Origin of the sequence: Klebsiella pneumoniae subsp. pneumoniae HS11286 (assembly GCF_000240185.1) — a bacterium.
In the GTDB taxonomy this organism is placed as follows: domain Bacteria; phylum Pseudomonadota; class Gammaproteobacteria; order Enterobacterales; family Enterobacteriaceae; genus Klebsiella; species Klebsiella pneumoniae.
On sequence record NC_016845.1, the window covers coordinates 1719386 to 1733144 of the forward strand.

Here is a 13759-nt window from a genome sequence, read left to right on the forward strand (position 1 = left end):
CGCTACGCGGCGGCGGGCCTTTTTCTTTCCATTACACTATTTGTCGAGCAGGCTTCCACACTCCGCAGAAAGCAATACCTCCGGGCGGGCAAAAATGGCACAATAGTGGCTGTTTATACAGTATTCAGGTTTTCTCATGGCTTTGACCGCTGCGCTGAAAGCGCAAATCGCCGCCTGGTATAAGGCGCTTCAGGAACAGATCCCGGACTTTATTCCGCGTCCCCCGCAGCGGCAGATGATCGCCGATGTGGCGAAAACCCTTGCCGGGGAAGAGGGCAGGCATCTGGCTATCGAAGCGCCGACCGGCGTCGGCAAAACGCTGTCATATCTGATCCCGGGCATCGCCATCGCCCGCGAGGAACAAAAAACGCTGGTGGTCAGCACCGCCAACGTCGCCCTGCAGGATCAAATCTACAGTAAGGACCTGCCGCTGCTGCGTAAAATCATTCCCTACCTGCGCTTCACCGCCGCCTTTGGCCGCGGACGCTACGTCTGTCCGCGCAACCTGACGGCGCTGGCCAGCACCGAGCCGTCGCAGCAGGATCTGCTGGCCTTTCTCGATGACGATCTCACCCCGAATAATCAGGCGGAGCAGAAGCTGTGCGCGACCCTGAAGCAGGATCTCGACAGCTACCGCTGGGACGGCCTGCGCGACCATACCGACAAAGCCATCGACGATGGGCTATGGAGCCGGCTGAGCACCGATAAGGCCAGCTGCCTGAACCGCAACTGCCACTACTATCGCGAGTGCCCGTTCTTTGTGGCGCGGCGGGAAATTCAGGAGGCGGAAGTGGTGGTGGCCAACCATGCGCTGGTGATGGCGGCGATGGAGAGCGAAGCGGTGCTGCCGGAGCCGAAAAACCTGCTGCTGGTCCTCGATGAAGGCCATCATCTGCCGGACGTCGCCCGCGACGCGCTGGAGATGAGCGCCGAGATCACCGCCCCCTGGTTTCGCCTGCAGCTGGATCTGTTCTGCAAGCTGGTGGCCACCTGCATGGAGCAGTTTCGTCCGAAAACCACGCCGCCGCTGGCCAATCCGGAGCGGCTCACCGCTCATTGCGAAGAGCTTTTCGAGCTGATTGCCTCGTTGAATAATATTCTCAATCTCTATATGCCCGCCGGTCAGGAAGCGGAGCATCGCTTCCCGATGGGCGAACTGCCGCAGGAGGTGATGGAGATCTGCCAGCGGCTGGCGAAGCTCACCGAGTTGCTGCGCGGCCTGGCGGAGCTGTTCCTGAACGATCTCAGCGAAAAGACCGGCAGCCATGACGTGGTGCGCCTGCATCGGGTGCTGCTGCAGATGAACCGCGCCCTTGGCATGTTTGAAAGCCAAAGCAAGCTGTGGCGCCTGGCGTCGCTGGCGCAGTCCTCAGGCGCGCCGGTAACCAAATGGGCGACGCGGGTGGTGCGCGATGGCCAGATCCACGTCTGGTTCCACTGCGTCGGGATCCGCGTCAGCGATCAGCTTGAACGGCTGCTGTGGCGCAGCGTGCCGCATATCGTGGTGACGTCAGCGACGCTGCGCTCGCTAAACAGCTTCTCGCGCCTGCAGGAGATGAGCGGTCTGAAGGAGAAAGCGGGGGACCGCTTCGTGGCGCTGGATTCGCCGTTCAACCACGTGGAGCAGGGGAAAATTATTATTCCTCAAATGCGTTATGAACCGCTGATGGATAACGAAGAGCAGCACATTGCCGAGATGGCGGCCTATTTTCGCCAGCAGGTGGAGAGCAAAAAACATCTCGGGATGCTGGTGCTGTTTGCCAGCGGGCGGGCGATGAACCGCTTCCTCGAGCATGTGACCGATCTGCGCCTGATGCTGTTGGTGCAGGGCGACCAGCCGCGCTACCGGCTGGTGGAGCTGCATCGCAAACGGGTGGAAAGCGGCGAGCGCAGCGTGCTGGTGGGTCTGCAGTCCTTTGCCGAAGGTCTCGATTTAAAAGGCGATCTGCTGAGCCAGGTGCATATCCATAAAATCGCTTTTCCGCCCATCGACAGCCCGGTAGTGATCACCGAAGGCGAATGGCTGAAAAGCCTCAATCGTTATCCCTTCGAGGTACAGAGTTTGCCCAGCGCCTCCTTTAATCTTATTCAGCAGGTGGGGCGTTTGATCCGTAGCCATAACTGCTGGGGAGAGGTGGTGATTTACGATAAGCGTCTGTTGACCAAAAACTACGGCGCGCGTCTACTGAACGCGTTACCTGTTTTTCCCATAGAGCAGCCGGGCGTTCCGGAGGTTATAGTAAAACGGAAAGCAAAACAGACAGCAAAACAGACAGCAAAACAGACGGGCCGCAAACGTCGCTGACGCCGGCGCGTGATGCACCAGGGGGAGCCATGGAGTACAGCAAAATTATAAAAGAGGTGGGTCGCGGTAAGAATCATGCCCGCGATCTCGATGAAGAGACCGCCCGTGCGCTCTACGCGCGGATGCTGAACAGCGAGGTGCCGGAGCTGGAGCTGGGGGGAATATTAATCGCCCTGCGCATTAAAGGCGAAGGCGAAGCGGAGATGAAAGGTTTTTACGCCGCGATGCAGCAGCATACGCTGCGCCTGACCCCGCCGGCCGGCAAGCCGATGCCGATCGTTATCCCCAGCTACAACGGCGCGCGCAAGCAGGCGAACCTCACGCCGCTGCTGGCGATGCTCCTGCACAAGCTGGGATTTCCGGTGGTGGTTCACGGCGTCAGTCACGATCCCACCCGGGTGCTGACCGAAACCATTTTTACCCTGCTGGACATTCCGGCCACCCTGCACGCCGGACAGGCTCAGGCGCAGCTGGAGGGCCATGAACCGGTGTATATCCCGGTGGGGACCTTCTGTCCGCCGCTGGAGAAACAGCTGGCGATGCGCTGGCGGATGGGCGTACGCAACAGCGCCCATACCCTGGCCAAGCTGGCCACGCCGTTTGGCGAAGGGGAGGCATTGCGTCTCTCCAGCGTGTCGCATCCGGAATATGTTCCCCGGGTGGCGAACTTCTTTCGCGAGACCGGTGGCCGCGCGCTGCTGATGCATGGTACCGAGGGCGAAGTGTACGCCAACCCGCAGCGCTGTCCGCAGATCAGCCTGATTGATGAGCAGGGCGTGCGGGTGCTGTACGAACGCCAGACTGAGATGGCAGCGGAGGCGGTGGTCCTGCCGACCTCGAAAGACCCTGAGGTCACCGCGCGCTGGATTGAACGCTGCGTCGCTGGCGTCGAACCGGTGCCCAACTCGTTGAAGATCCAGCTTGCCTGCTGCCTGCTGGCCTGCGGGGAAGTCACCTCGCTGGAGCAGGGCCTCAGCCGCGTCAACGACTGTTGGTGATCGGATCTGCAGGATAAAAAAAAGCCCGTCCGGTGGCTCGGACGGGCAAGGCAAGGGTATTAAAGGTCTTTTCAGGGTTAATTCAGTGGCTTACAGATGGGTGCAGCGATTATTTATAGATAACCGCAGTACCGCTCAGTTTGTTGTTGGTGTTAGCGGAAGTAATGCTGTAGCCGGTCGCGCCAGCGGCTTCGGCTTTAGCAGCCAGTTTTGCTTCCAGACCATCTAAAGTGGTTGCGCCTTGCGCAGACACCACGCCGATCTTATTCATGCTTTCAGCCTGAGCGGGGGTAACCGGTTCGGCGGCAAAGGCGCCGAAGGAAAGAGCGGTCAGAGCGATGGCAGCGGCAGCATATGTGATGTTTTTCATAGTTAATCTCTCGCAGGTTGTTCTGTTCAGGGGACGATGTTCCGTCGATGTGATAAGTATCACGCTTTTTTGCGGGAGATAAAATCGAAGGAAATTCACAGTCTTCATCGAATTTTTTGAATGATTAATAATTTACTGATTATTAATAAATTATTTCTCATTCTTTTCGTCACGAAGCGTAGCGTGGAAGACCGACGCGTTTAAGGGCACATATTGCGACTTTTTCCGCCAAAAAATGTGCGCGAAAAGATAATGCGAAAGGCTGTCATAAACGGTAAAGGAAAGTCAGCGTAGCTGGCTATCCTTGGAACCGCGACGATTATATCCTGAAAATGTATTGTTATGTAAATCTTTCTCCTGCTGGCACTTCACGCAGTATCTGACCCCTGGGATGGCCTGTCGACGGGCCTCCGGAATCGGCTCTCCGCATTCATCACAAAATTTGTTGCTTTCGCCGCGCGGAAGCTCGCGGCGGGCGCGAGCCACCGCATCGTCAATAGTGCTGTCGATCTGATCCTGTACGGCGCCGTCGCCTGCCCAACCTGATGCCATCGTCTGCCTCCTGTAAAAGGTTATTGATAAATTATAGCTGAACCGTACAGCCGGTTACCGCTGCTGGCGGCATTGATCCGCCAGGCTATCGCCCCCTGGCGGTGGGCCTTATCCGCGAGGGCGGCCGCCAGGTCGTCCAGGGTGCTGGCGCCGAAGGCGGAGACGGTGCCGACAGGGCGGAGCGGCCCGTTATAGGGCAGTACGGGTGGCGGTGGCAGGGGAGAGGCCGCGGTGGCATGAGCGGTGAGCGCCGCGGCGAACAGCAGCGAGACGAATTTCATCAGCATATCCTCATAAACCGCATGGGACATAGCTTAAGTGTAGGTCTTTCCAGACCGCGCGACAGGGAATGTTTAATGCAAAACAGTGCGTTTTGCATGCTACCGGCGCAGGGGAGCGCTACTCTGGCCGGTAGATTATTTAGCGGGCGTCAGGGCGGATCATGTCAAAGCGCAGGCTGTCATCAATACCGTAATAGGCGCTCGGGCCACCGGCGCGCAGGATCGGCTGGGCCCGGGCGGTTTGATAGATACCGTTGTCCAGCAGTGATTCATCGATATGCACGGCGACCACTTCACCGAGCACCAGCCACGTATCGACAGGGTTGCCGTCGGCGGTGGTGAGTTGAATACACTGCGACAGACGGCACTCAAAGTTTACCGGACTCTCCGCGACCCGGGGAGCGCTGACCAGGCGGCTGGCGGCGGCGGTGAGGCCGGCGCGCACGAATTCGTCCTCATGGTGCGGAATCGAGGCTGACGTTTCATTCATCGCCATGGCCAGCGGTCGCGTCGCCAGGTTCCAGACGAACTCCTTTGTTTCGACGATATTTCGCACGCTGTCTTTCCAGCCGCTACTGGCGAAACCAATGATTGGCGGCCGATAGTTAAAGCAGTTAAAAAAGCTGTATGGCGCCAGATTACGCTGGCCCTCGGCGTCCTGGGAGGCGATCCAGCCTATCGGGCGAGGCCCGATTATCGCGTTCAGCGGGTCATGCGGCAGGCCGTGGCCCTGCGAAGGTTGATAAAAGTACATGCTGCACCTGTCACGGATAATGGAGATATCCAGACTCCCTTATTTACCGCGCCGCCGTCAACGGGTATCTTACGCGGCTGTTCAAAGGAGATTGTCATGAAAGCCCAGAAACCGGGGTTACACCCGCGTAACCGCCACCATCAACGCTACGACCTGCCCGCGCTCTGCCAGGCCCATCCTGACCTGCAGGGCTACATTACGCTCAATCCGCTGGGTGAGCAGACCATTGATTTTGCCAATCCGCAGGCGGTGAAGGCGTTGAATAAAGCGCTGCTGGCGCATTTCTACGCGGTCAAACACTGGGACATTCCTGACGGCTTTCTCTGTCCGCCGGTGCCTGGGCGGGCCGACTATATTCATCATCTGGCGGATCTGCTGGCCGGGGATAGCGGCGAGGTGCCGAAGGATGCCACGATCCTTGATATTGGCACCGGCGCTAACCTCATCTATCCCCTGATCGGCGCTCACGAGTATGGCTGGCGCTTTACCGGCAGTGAAATCAACCCGCAGGCGTTCGCCAGCGCGCAGGCGATTATCAATGGCAACCCGGGCTTGACCCGGCAGATCCGCCTGCGCCGGCAAAAAGAGAGCCAGGCTATCTTTCACGGCGTGATCCATAAAACGAGACCTACGACGCCACGCTGTGTAATCCGCCGTTCCATGACTCCGCAGAGAGCGCCCGGGCGGGGGGCGAGCGCAAGCGCCGCAACCTCGGACTCGGCGCCGAAAGTGGCCTCAATTTTGGCGGTCAGCAGCAGGAGCTGTGGTGCGAAGGGGGCGAAGTAGCCTTTATCTCGCAGATGATCCGCGAAAGCCAGGCCTTCGCCCGCCAGGTGAAATGGTTTACCTCGCTGGTGTCGCGTGGCGATAATCTGCCGCCGCTCTACCGCCTGCTGACCGAGGTCGGCGCAGTGAAAGTGGTGAAAAAGGAGATGGCCCAGGGGCAAAAGCAAAGTCGCTTTATCGCCTGGAGCTTTATGGACGACGCCAAACGCCGTCGTCCATTCTAACGCTACTCGGCGGCCGGGCTGTCGGCGCCCGGCATCGGCAGCTGCTGCCAGGTCTGTACCGGCGCGCGAACCCCGGCGCGGTCGAAGTGCTTTTTCACCTGGGTGTCGAGGGCAAAACGCACCGTCCACTGCTTCAGCGGCAGGGTGGTGAAGCTGACGCGTAGCGTAAAGGCGGTATTGCTCAGCCCCACCAGCCCGGCGAACGACGGTTCGCCAATGATCAGACCGCGGATCTCCTCCTGGGCCAGCAGATCGTCCACCGCTGCCTTCAGCGCCTGGCTGGCTTTATCCAGATCCTCATGGCGGTCAACGTCATAGTTAGCCACAACCGAGCCAATGCCGCGCACGAAGTTGGCAAAGGTGGTGATCGAGGACCAGGGAATAATGTGATAGGCGCCGGTATCCTGACGTACCCCCACTGAGCGAATCGACATTCGTTCCACGGTGCCGGTCAAAGGACCGATGGTGACCAGGTCGCCGGTGTTCATCCCGTTCTCAAACTGGATAAATATGCCAGTGATAATGTCTTTGACCAGGGTTTGCGCACCAAACGAAATGGCCAGCCCTAACGCCCCGGCGCCCGCCAGCAGCGGCGCAATGTTTACCCCAATTTCCGAGAGCAGGATCATCACCGTGATGGTGCTGATCACCACCGCCAGCGCGTTGCGAAACAGCGTCAGCAGCGTCCGGGCCCGCGCGCTGGGCAGCGGACGGCCATGAATATCCGATGCCAGCCGGTTTTCAATCAGGCTGGCCAGAACCGTCCAGCCAATGGCGGAGAAGAAGAGGATCAGGGCGATGCGGATCAGCACATCCACCGTTTTTTGCCCGGCATCGTTATGCAGCCATTCCCGGAAGTCAAACAGGCCCCAGGCGCTCAACAGCAGCATAATGGCGACACAGACGGTGAGAATGCGCGCCGCCTTCAGCGAGGCGGAGATCCAGCCATTTAGACGCTTTTGCAGTTCAGGGTAGTTGCGCTGAGTGGCGGGCGACAGGGTGATGGTTTTGGCTATCCAGCGCGACAGGATGCCAGACACCAGCGCCGCGCCGCCGATAATCGCCAGGCTTTGCAGGGTGGCGCCCATCATGAATTTCAGGCTGTTGCCCGGGTCGAACAGCGAAAAGAAAAAAAGCACCACAAAGTAGGCGCAGGCCAGCCAGTGCCAGACCAGCGCGAAGGCGCGGATAAACAGGCTAAAGAAAGCGAGTGAGTGGTCGGCCAGGTGGATCAACCCTTGAGTAATCACCGCTTTGTTATGAAAAATCAGGTACAGCGCCCACAGCGTAATGCACAACATGATGACGACGTTAGCCAGCGCGCCAACCTGAACATTCACCTGATTGGAAATAATCGGCACCGCGACGATCAGACCGTAACCAATCAGGCTGCTGAGCGCGCTCAGGCGCAGGCTCCAGTATGACGCGGCCTCGTCGCTGAGGTTAAAGGGCCGCAGGGCAGGAATGCGCGGGCAGAAAATGAGCCGCAGAATAGCTTTAAAAAACTCGATCAGCGCGAAGGCGTTGAGGAAAAGGCTCTGCTGGAAGGCGATGGTAGGGTTATTCCCATTCAGGCGATCGCTTAGCAGCTGACCGACAAACAGGGTTAGCGCCAGCAGCAGCAGGTCGATGATAAACGCCCCGGCGATGGTCAGGGGCAGCTGGAGCCAGTTACCGCGATCGCGGTTTTTATGCCGTCCCCATTCGCCCATTTTGCGATACAGCGGCAGCGCCGCGAGGCGTACCAGCCACCAGAAGGCAAACACCAGCCCGGCCAGCAGTAAAAAATGCCAGGCCGCGCTGGTAAAGGTTTGCGGATTAAAGGGCTTATGCGGTGAGCCGGTGATATTGCGCCACAGCTGGGAAAAGCGTGATGAGAGCTGTTCGCCATATTCCCGGCTTATCTGGGTGACGTTCTCCAGTACCGTGGTCTCTTCTTTCACCGCCGGTGGCGTCAGCGTCGGGGTGCTGTCGGGCGGCGGCGTGGCGGCTGCTTTACGCAGCTGGTCAATGAGCTCCTGACGGGCGGAGTCGTTGGCCAGCACATCGGCCAGTGCGGCATAAGCCGCTCTTTTCTGTTCCACATCGGGTTCGCTGGCGCTGTTTTTATCAGTGTTAGGCGTCGGCACGCCGGGGAGGGTGGCGGCGGAAAGCGGGGCAGTAAACAGTGCAGCGAGCAAAAGCAGGATCCACGGCATGGGCACCTCCGTTGCAACGTAAACGGGTAAGTATAGAAGCCGCTGGCGGAAGGGGAGGGAAGAGGATTCTGGAAAAGCGGCTCTCATCGTGGGGGAGAGAGCCGTTGTGGGTCAGGCGACGTGTTGCAGGAATTCACGCAGGCGCGGGCTGGGCGGGTTCTTCACCAGCTCCTGGGGATTGCCGTCTTCAGCAATTCGTCCTTTGTCGATAAAGATTAGTCGCGAGGCCACTTTTTCGGCAAAGCCGATTTCGTGGGTCACAATCACCATCGTCATGCCCTCTTCCGCCAGGTCCTGCATCACCTTGAGCACTTCATGGCGCAGCTCCGGGTCGAGCGCGGAGGTCGGTTCATCAAACAGCATCATCTTCGGCTTCACCGCCAGCGCGCGGGCGATGGCCACACGCTGTTGCTGGCCGCCGGAGAGTTCGGACGGATAGTGATGCGCGCGCTCAGCCAGACCGACTTTCGCCAGCAGCTCTTTCGCCTGCTTCTCTGCCGCCTGCTTGCTGGCGCCGCGTACCCGCAGCGGGCCAAACATCACGTTTTCCAGCGCCGTGAGGTGCGGGAACAGATAAAACTGCTGGAAAACCATCCCGGCTTCCTGACGAATCAGACGTTCGTCCACCTTCGGGTCGTTGACCTTCAGACCATCGACAATCAGATCGCCGCTGGTGATCTCTTCCAGCTTATTGATGCAGCGCAGCATCGTTGATTTACCGGAACCGGAAGGGCCGATAATGACCACCACTTCACCCTGATTAATTTTCAGAGAGATATCGTGTAGCACCTGGGTCGGACCAAAGTGCTTGGAGACGTTTTTAAACTCAATCACAGGATTTTCATCCTTCTTTCAAGACGACGCAGAATAAAGCTCAGGACCAGGGTGATAATCAGGTAGATCACGGCTACGGCGCTCCAGATTTCCAGCGCGCGGAAGTTGCCCGCGATGATCTCCTGTCCCTGACGGGTCAGTTCGGCGACGCCGATGACGATGAACAGCGAGGTATCCTTGATGCTGATGATCCACTGGTTGCCCAGCGGCGGCAGCATGCGGCGCAGCGCCAGCGGCAGGATCACGTGGCGAATGGTTTCGCGACGCGACAGGCCAAGCGCCAGGCCCGCTTCGCGGAAGCCTTTATGTATGGAGAGCACCGCGCCGCGAGTGATTTCCGCGATATAGGCGCCCGAGTTTATCATGATGGTCACTACCGCCGCGGAGAAGGGGTCGATGCGCAGATCGCTAAAGGCCATCGGCAGCGCAAAGTAGATGAACATAACCTGCACCACAATCGGGGTGCCGCGAATGATTTCAATAAAGACCAGCGCGATGTGGTTGGCGATCCAGCCGCCGAAGCAGCGGGCGAAACCGGCCACCAGACCAATTATCAGACCGCCGGCCAGGCCGAGGACGGAAATCCACAGCGTCATTTTGGCGCCTTCCAGCAAAATCGGAATGGCAGGCCAGATGGCACTCCAGTCAAACTGCATAATACGTTCCTGTTACCGTGTCGAGAGCAGAGGAAAGCCTCCGCCAAAATACCGTCTCCCGCCGAGCCTGTGCCGGAAGACCGTTGTGGTGTCGCCGGACCTCGGTCCGGCGAAGTACGTTTTTATTATTTGGGTTCAGTGCCGAACCATTTTTTATAAATTTCGTTATAGGTACCATTGTCGCGCAGCGTTTTCAGCGCACCGTTCACTTTCTCACGCAGCTCGTCGCTGCCTTTCGGGAAGGCGATACCGTAGTTTTGCGCTTCCAGTGATTCGCCTACCGCTTTGAACTTACCGTTGCCCGCGGTTTTGATGAAGTACAGAATATTCGGCGTATCGTGCAGCACGGCATCCGCGCGACCGGTTCCCAGCTCCATATAGGCGTTATCGATGTTCGGGAACTGACGCAGATCTTTGGTTTTGATATTGGCTTTCGCGTAGTCAACGGAGCCGGTGCCGCTCTTCACCGCGACCACTTTACCGTTCAGATCTTTGACATCTTTGATGTCGTTATTATTAGCGTTGACCATCACCAGCAGGCCGCTTTTATAGTAGCCGTCGGAGAAGTCGATCGCTTTTTTACGCTCGTCGGTAATGGTGATCCCCGCCAGCGCCAGATCGATATTTTTGGTTTGCAGCGCCGGGATAATGCCGCTGAAGTCCATTGGCTTCAGGGTGTAGTCGAGCTTCAGCTCTTTGGCGATAGCCGCCCACAGGTCAACGTCAAAACCCACATACTTATCGCCTTGCTTAAATTCGAACGGGACGAACGCCGTATCGGTGGCGACAACCAGGGTCTTATTAGCGGCATGGGAAGAAACCGCAAAAGCCAGGGTCAGTGCAGCCAGTGAAACTTTAAATACAGACTTCATAGCATTTCCTTTTATATCCACGGGACGATCCCCTGCGAGAACGACTAGCCTAATGAAAAAATCGTGCCACTTTTACAAGCTGTTGTTTTTCAACAAACGAAGCGTAAGTCGTTGCACAAGAACGATCATTTCAGGCAGTGACTGCACCATGATGGGGCGTCATTTTGGTGCGTCATAAGGGTGCTGAATTACCAGCCCATTTTTAGCGCAAACCCTGATGGGAAAACAATCTCGACGTAACGATTGTGTGAGGTGATTATTACAATCTTTTTACTTTTGCGCGCATTTTCATCAATCTGGTGCCCTGAAACGGTGCAAGGCCAGTGGGGGATGAAAAGCAAAGGATGGAATATAGGGCAGGGAGAAACGCTGAGGCGCCGCCGACCGCGCTGGGCCGGCGGCAAAGCCTTACTCGATGTTGGCTTCAATGAACCACAGGAATTTATCCAGATCGCGGGAAGCCGCGGTGAAGATATCTGCAGTGTCTTCGTCTTTTGCTTCGTCGATCGCCTTACGCACATCGTTCGCCACTACCGCGTAGCGGTCAGCCAGGGCTTTCAGGTGATCCTGAACGTGATGGATGTCCAGTGGGTAGCTCTGCAGCGGGGTTTTGCTGTTAATGACCTGAGTGGTACCCAGGGCGACGCCGCCCAGCTGCACCGCGCGCTCGGCCATGGTGTCCAGATGTTCGGTCAGCGCGGTACGGAAGCCATCCAGCATTTCGTGCACGGCGATAAAGTTCGCACCGCGCATATTCCAGTGTGCCTGCTTGGTGATAAGTGACAGGTCAATGAACTGGATCACCTGGCGATTCAACAGCTCAATGGTCGCTTTCTTTTCGCTGTCAGCGACATCGTTGCGGGTATAGACCAGATTAGACGCTTTTGATTTAACCAGTTTTGCGGTACTCATCGTTTCATATCCTCTTGATATTGATGCTCATCACACTTCAGATCTGAATGATGTGGAGCGTTGTCCCAAATGACTTCGGAAATAAGTATAGCAAGGGTTTTCAAGAGTGAGGCATCGGCAGGCTATATCACTCCGATAGCGCAAAGTGGTTGGTTATTTTAAAAATATTTAAATATCAGGTATTTATATTTGGCTGAACGGCCCGGATTTCTCTCGGGCCGGCGCCGTAACAGAATGTTAATTGATATCGACCTGCTCGACTTTACTCTGCCGTTGCATAGTCAGCGTGGCGCCCATCGAGGCGATAATGATCGCGCCGAGCGCCAGGGTCTGGGAGAGCTTCAGCGTTTCACCGAGGAAGATCATACCGGAGAGGGCAGCTAACGCTGGCTCAAGGCTCATCAGCGTGCCGAAGGTGCGCGTCGGCAAGCGCGTCAGGGCCATCATCTCGAGGGAGTAGGGCAGCGCGGTGGAGAGAATCGCGATCCCCAAACCCAGCGGCAGCAGCGACCACTGCCACAGCGTATCGGTGGCCTGCGCCATGCCTAACGGCACAAACACCAGCGAGGCGATGAGCGACCCCATCGCTACCGTGGCTGGACCATGCTCTTCACCGGCACGCTGTCCGGTCAGAATATAGACCGCCCAGCACGCCCCGGCGCCGAGGGCGAACAGCGCGCCGGTTAAATCGACCTGCGCCACGTTCTGCCCCAGCGGCAGAAGATACCATAGTCCGAGGATCGCCAGCGCCACCCAGACAAAATCCAGCGGGCGGCGCGAACCAAACAGCGCCACCGCCAGCGGGCCGGTAAACTCCAGGGCCACCGCCACGCCGAGCGGAATGCGCTGCAGGGATAAATAAAAGAGATAGTTCATCGCCCCGAGCGCCAGGCCGTACAGTAGCAGCGGCACGCGCTGCGCCGGGGAGAAACGTAGCCGCCATGGCTTGAACACCACCACCAGAATCAGCGTTCCCAACGCCAGACGCAGGGCGGTGACGCCCGGGGCGCCGACCACCGGGAACAGCGATTTAGCAAGCGATGCGCCGCTTTGAATCGAGGTCATGGCGACTAAAATCACCAGTATCGGCAACCATGCCGCCGCTTTTCTGGATGGACCGGGCATCCTTTCTCCTGTCAGGTTTTGTCAAAAGGGGTAAAAGTTCCAGTGTACTGGAATTACCTGCCGGCGGTTGAGCTAATGTTGAAAAAAACAGGGGCAAAAACAGTACAATGGCGAAAACTGCTGAGAAATTCACCAGGCGGTTAGGATTAATCTGGATGCTTGCGAATTTCTTAATGAGCGTTAAGATGTAAGTTAACGCCAAAAATTGTTGTTTTCCATATTGTTACAGAAATATGGAAACTTTTGGTTACATGAAAAAGTATGTTAGACAATGTAAACTCCAAAGAGTTTCCCAAAAGTTTTTGATATATTTAAGGCTTAGGACTTATTAGAAACACATTTGAGGTGGTTATGAATAAAATTGCACGTCTTTCAGCACTGGCCGTTGTTCTGGCTGCATCCGTAGGTACCACTGCATTTGCTGCAACTTCTACCGTAACCGGCGGTTACGCGCAGAGCGACATGCAGGGTAAAGCGAACAAAGCTGGCGGTTTCAACCTGAAATACCGTTACGAGCAAGATAACAACCCGCTGGGCGTTATCGGTTCCTTCACCTACACCGAGAAGGATAACAACAGCAACGGTACTTACAACAAAGGTCAGTACTACGGCATCACCGCTGGTCCGGCTTACCGTCTGAACGACTGGGCAAGCATCTACGGCGTAGTGGGTGTTGGTTACGGTAAATTCCAGAACAACAACTACCCTCATAAATCCGATATGAGCGACTACGGTTTCTCCTACGGTGCTGGTCTGCAGTTCAACCCGATCGAAAACGTTGCTCTGGACTTCTCCTACGAGCAGTCTCGTATTCGTAACGTTGACGTCGGCACCTGGATTGCTGGCGTGGGTTACCGCTTCTAATCACTCCGGTGATATGAAAAATCCGCCT

The 13759-nt window shown here is 57.1% G+C and carries 16 protein-coding genes and 1 other annotated feature; of the genes, 6 read left to right on the forward strand and 10 right to left on the reverse strand.

The features are described from left to right. The first annotated feature begins 136 nt into the window (after nucleotides 1–136). Nucleotides 137–2305 (forward strand): ATP-dependent DNA helicase DinG, encoded by a 2169-nt coding sequence (locus KPHS_16610; RefSeq protein YP_005225961.1) that lies wholly within the window; start codon nucleotides 137–139, stop codon nucleotides 2303–2305. 29 nt (nucleotides 2306–2334) lie between these two features. Next, nucleotides 2335–3303, forward strand: coding sequence for a DNA-binding protein YbiB (locus KPHS_16620; RefSeq protein ID YP_005225962.1), 969 nt, complete (start codon nucleotides 2335–2337; stop codon nucleotides 3301–3303). A 109-nt stretch (nucleotides 3304–3412) separates the two neighbouring features. On the opposite strand, the gene KPHS_16630 is transcribed toward KPHS_16620, so the two are convergent. From KPHS_16630 to KPHS_16660, 4 genes are all read right to left on the reverse strand, one after another. Next, on the reverse strand, nucleotides 3413–3673 hold the full coding sequence (locus KPHS_16630; RefSeq protein YP_005225963.1) for a DUF1471 domain-containing protein: 261 nt from the start codon (nucleotides 3671–3673) through the stop codon (nucleotides 3413–3415). Between the two features lie 285 nt (nucleotides 3674–3958). Next, a complete protein-coding gene (locus tag KPHS_16640) occupies nucleotides 3959–4225 on the reverse strand; it encodes a DksA/TraR family C4-type zinc finger protein (RefSeq protein YP_005225964.1) in 267 nt (88 codons plus the stop codon). A 20-nt stretch (nucleotides 4226–4245) separates the two neighbouring features. Further along, complete coding sequence (locus KPHS_16650) at nucleotides 4246–4506, reverse strand: DUF1471 domain-containing protein (RefSeq protein ID YP_005225965.1); 261 nt, start codon at nucleotides 4504–4506, stop codon at nucleotides 4246–4248. A gap of 139 nt (nucleotides 4507–4645) precedes the next feature. Then, complete coding sequence (locus KPHS_16660; protein YP_005225966.1) at nucleotides 4646–5260, reverse strand: flavin reductase family protein; 615 nt, start codon at nucleotides 5258–5260, stop codon at nucleotides 4646–4648. Nucleotides 5261–5356: 96 nt separating this feature from the next. On the opposite strand from KPHS_16660, the gene KPHS_16670 reads away from it, so the two are divergent. Further along, on the forward strand, nucleotides 5357–6046 hold the full coding sequence (locus KPHS_16670) for a putative SAM-dependent methyltransferase (RefSeq protein YP_005225967.1): 690 nt from the start codon (nucleotides 5357–5359) through the stop codon (nucleotides 6044–6046). Further along, nucleotides 5357–6270: a sequence feature (potential frameshift: common BLAST hit: gi|152969393|ref|YP_001334502.1| putative SAM-dependent methyltransferase), on the forward strand. It overlaps the preceding gene by 690 nt. Next, nucleotides 6061–6270 (forward strand): RlmF-related methyltransferase, encoded by a 210-nt coding sequence (locus tag KPHS_16680; protein ID YP_005225968.1) that lies wholly within the window; start codon nucleotides 6061–6063, stop codon nucleotides 6268–6270. (Overlaps the previous feature by 210 nt.) Nucleotides 6271–6272: 2 nt before the next feature. Here KPHS_16680 and KPHS_16690 read toward each other — a convergent pair whose 3' ends face one another. From KPHS_16690 to KPHS_16740, 6 genes are all read right to left on the reverse strand, one after another. Continuing rightward, the gene (locus KPHS_16690; protein ID YP_005225969.1) at nucleotides 6273–8468 is read right to left on the reverse strand and encodes a mechanosensitive channel protein; all 2196 of its coding nucleotides are present in this window, start codon (nucleotides 8466–8468) and stop codon (nucleotides 6273–6275) included. A 111-nt stretch (nucleotides 8469–8579) separates the two neighbouring features. Next, a complete protein-coding gene (locus KPHS_16700) occupies nucleotides 8580–9302 on the reverse strand; it encodes a glutamine ABC transporter ATP-binding protein (RefSeq protein ID YP_005225970.1) in 723 nt (240 codons plus the stop codon). After that, a complete protein-coding gene (locus KPHS_16710; RefSeq protein ID YP_005225971.1) occupies nucleotides 9299–9958 on the reverse strand; it encodes a glutamine ABC transporter permease in 660 nt (219 codons plus the stop codon). The genes KPHS_16700 and KPHS_16710 overlap by 4 nt, the downstream gene beginning before the upstream one ends. A 125-nt stretch (nucleotides 9959–10083) precedes the next feature. After that, nucleotides 10084–10830, reverse strand: coding sequence for a glutamine ABC transporter periplasmic protein (locus KPHS_16720; RefSeq protein ID YP_005225972.1), 747 nt, complete (start codon nucleotides 10828–10830; stop codon nucleotides 10084–10086). A 408-nt stretch (nucleotides 10831–11238) separates the two neighbouring features. Further along, nucleotides 11239–11742 (reverse strand): DNA starvation/stationary phase protection protein Dps, encoded by a 504-nt coding sequence (locus KPHS_16730; protein YP_005225973.1) that lies wholly within the window; start codon nucleotides 11740–11742, stop codon nucleotides 11239–11241. A gap of 237 nt (nucleotides 11743–11979) precedes the next feature. Continuing rightward, nucleotides 11980–12867, reverse strand: a complete 888-nt coding sequence (locus tag KPHS_16740; protein ID YP_005225974.1) for a threonine and homoserine efflux system — start codon at nucleotides 12865–12867, stop codon at nucleotides 11980–11982. Between the two features lie 18 nt (nucleotides 12868–12885). Here KPHS_16740 and KPHS_16750 point away from each other — a divergent pair, with 18 nt between their 5' ends. Both KPHS_16750 and KPHS_16760 read left to right on the forward strand, forming a co-directional pair. Continuing rightward, the gene (locus tag KPHS_16750; protein YP_005225975.1) at nucleotides 12886–13011 is read left to right on the forward strand and encodes a hypothetical protein; all 126 of its coding nucleotides are present in this window, start codon (nucleotides 12886–12888) and stop codon (nucleotides 13009–13011) included. A 207-nt stretch (nucleotides 13012–13218) separates the two neighbouring features. Then, complete coding sequence (locus tag KPHS_16760) at nucleotides 13219–13731, forward strand: outer membrane protein X (RefSeq protein ID YP_005225976.1); 513 nt, start codon at nucleotides 13219–13221, stop codon at nucleotides 13729–13731. Nucleotides 13732–13759 lie beyond the last annotated feature (28 nt).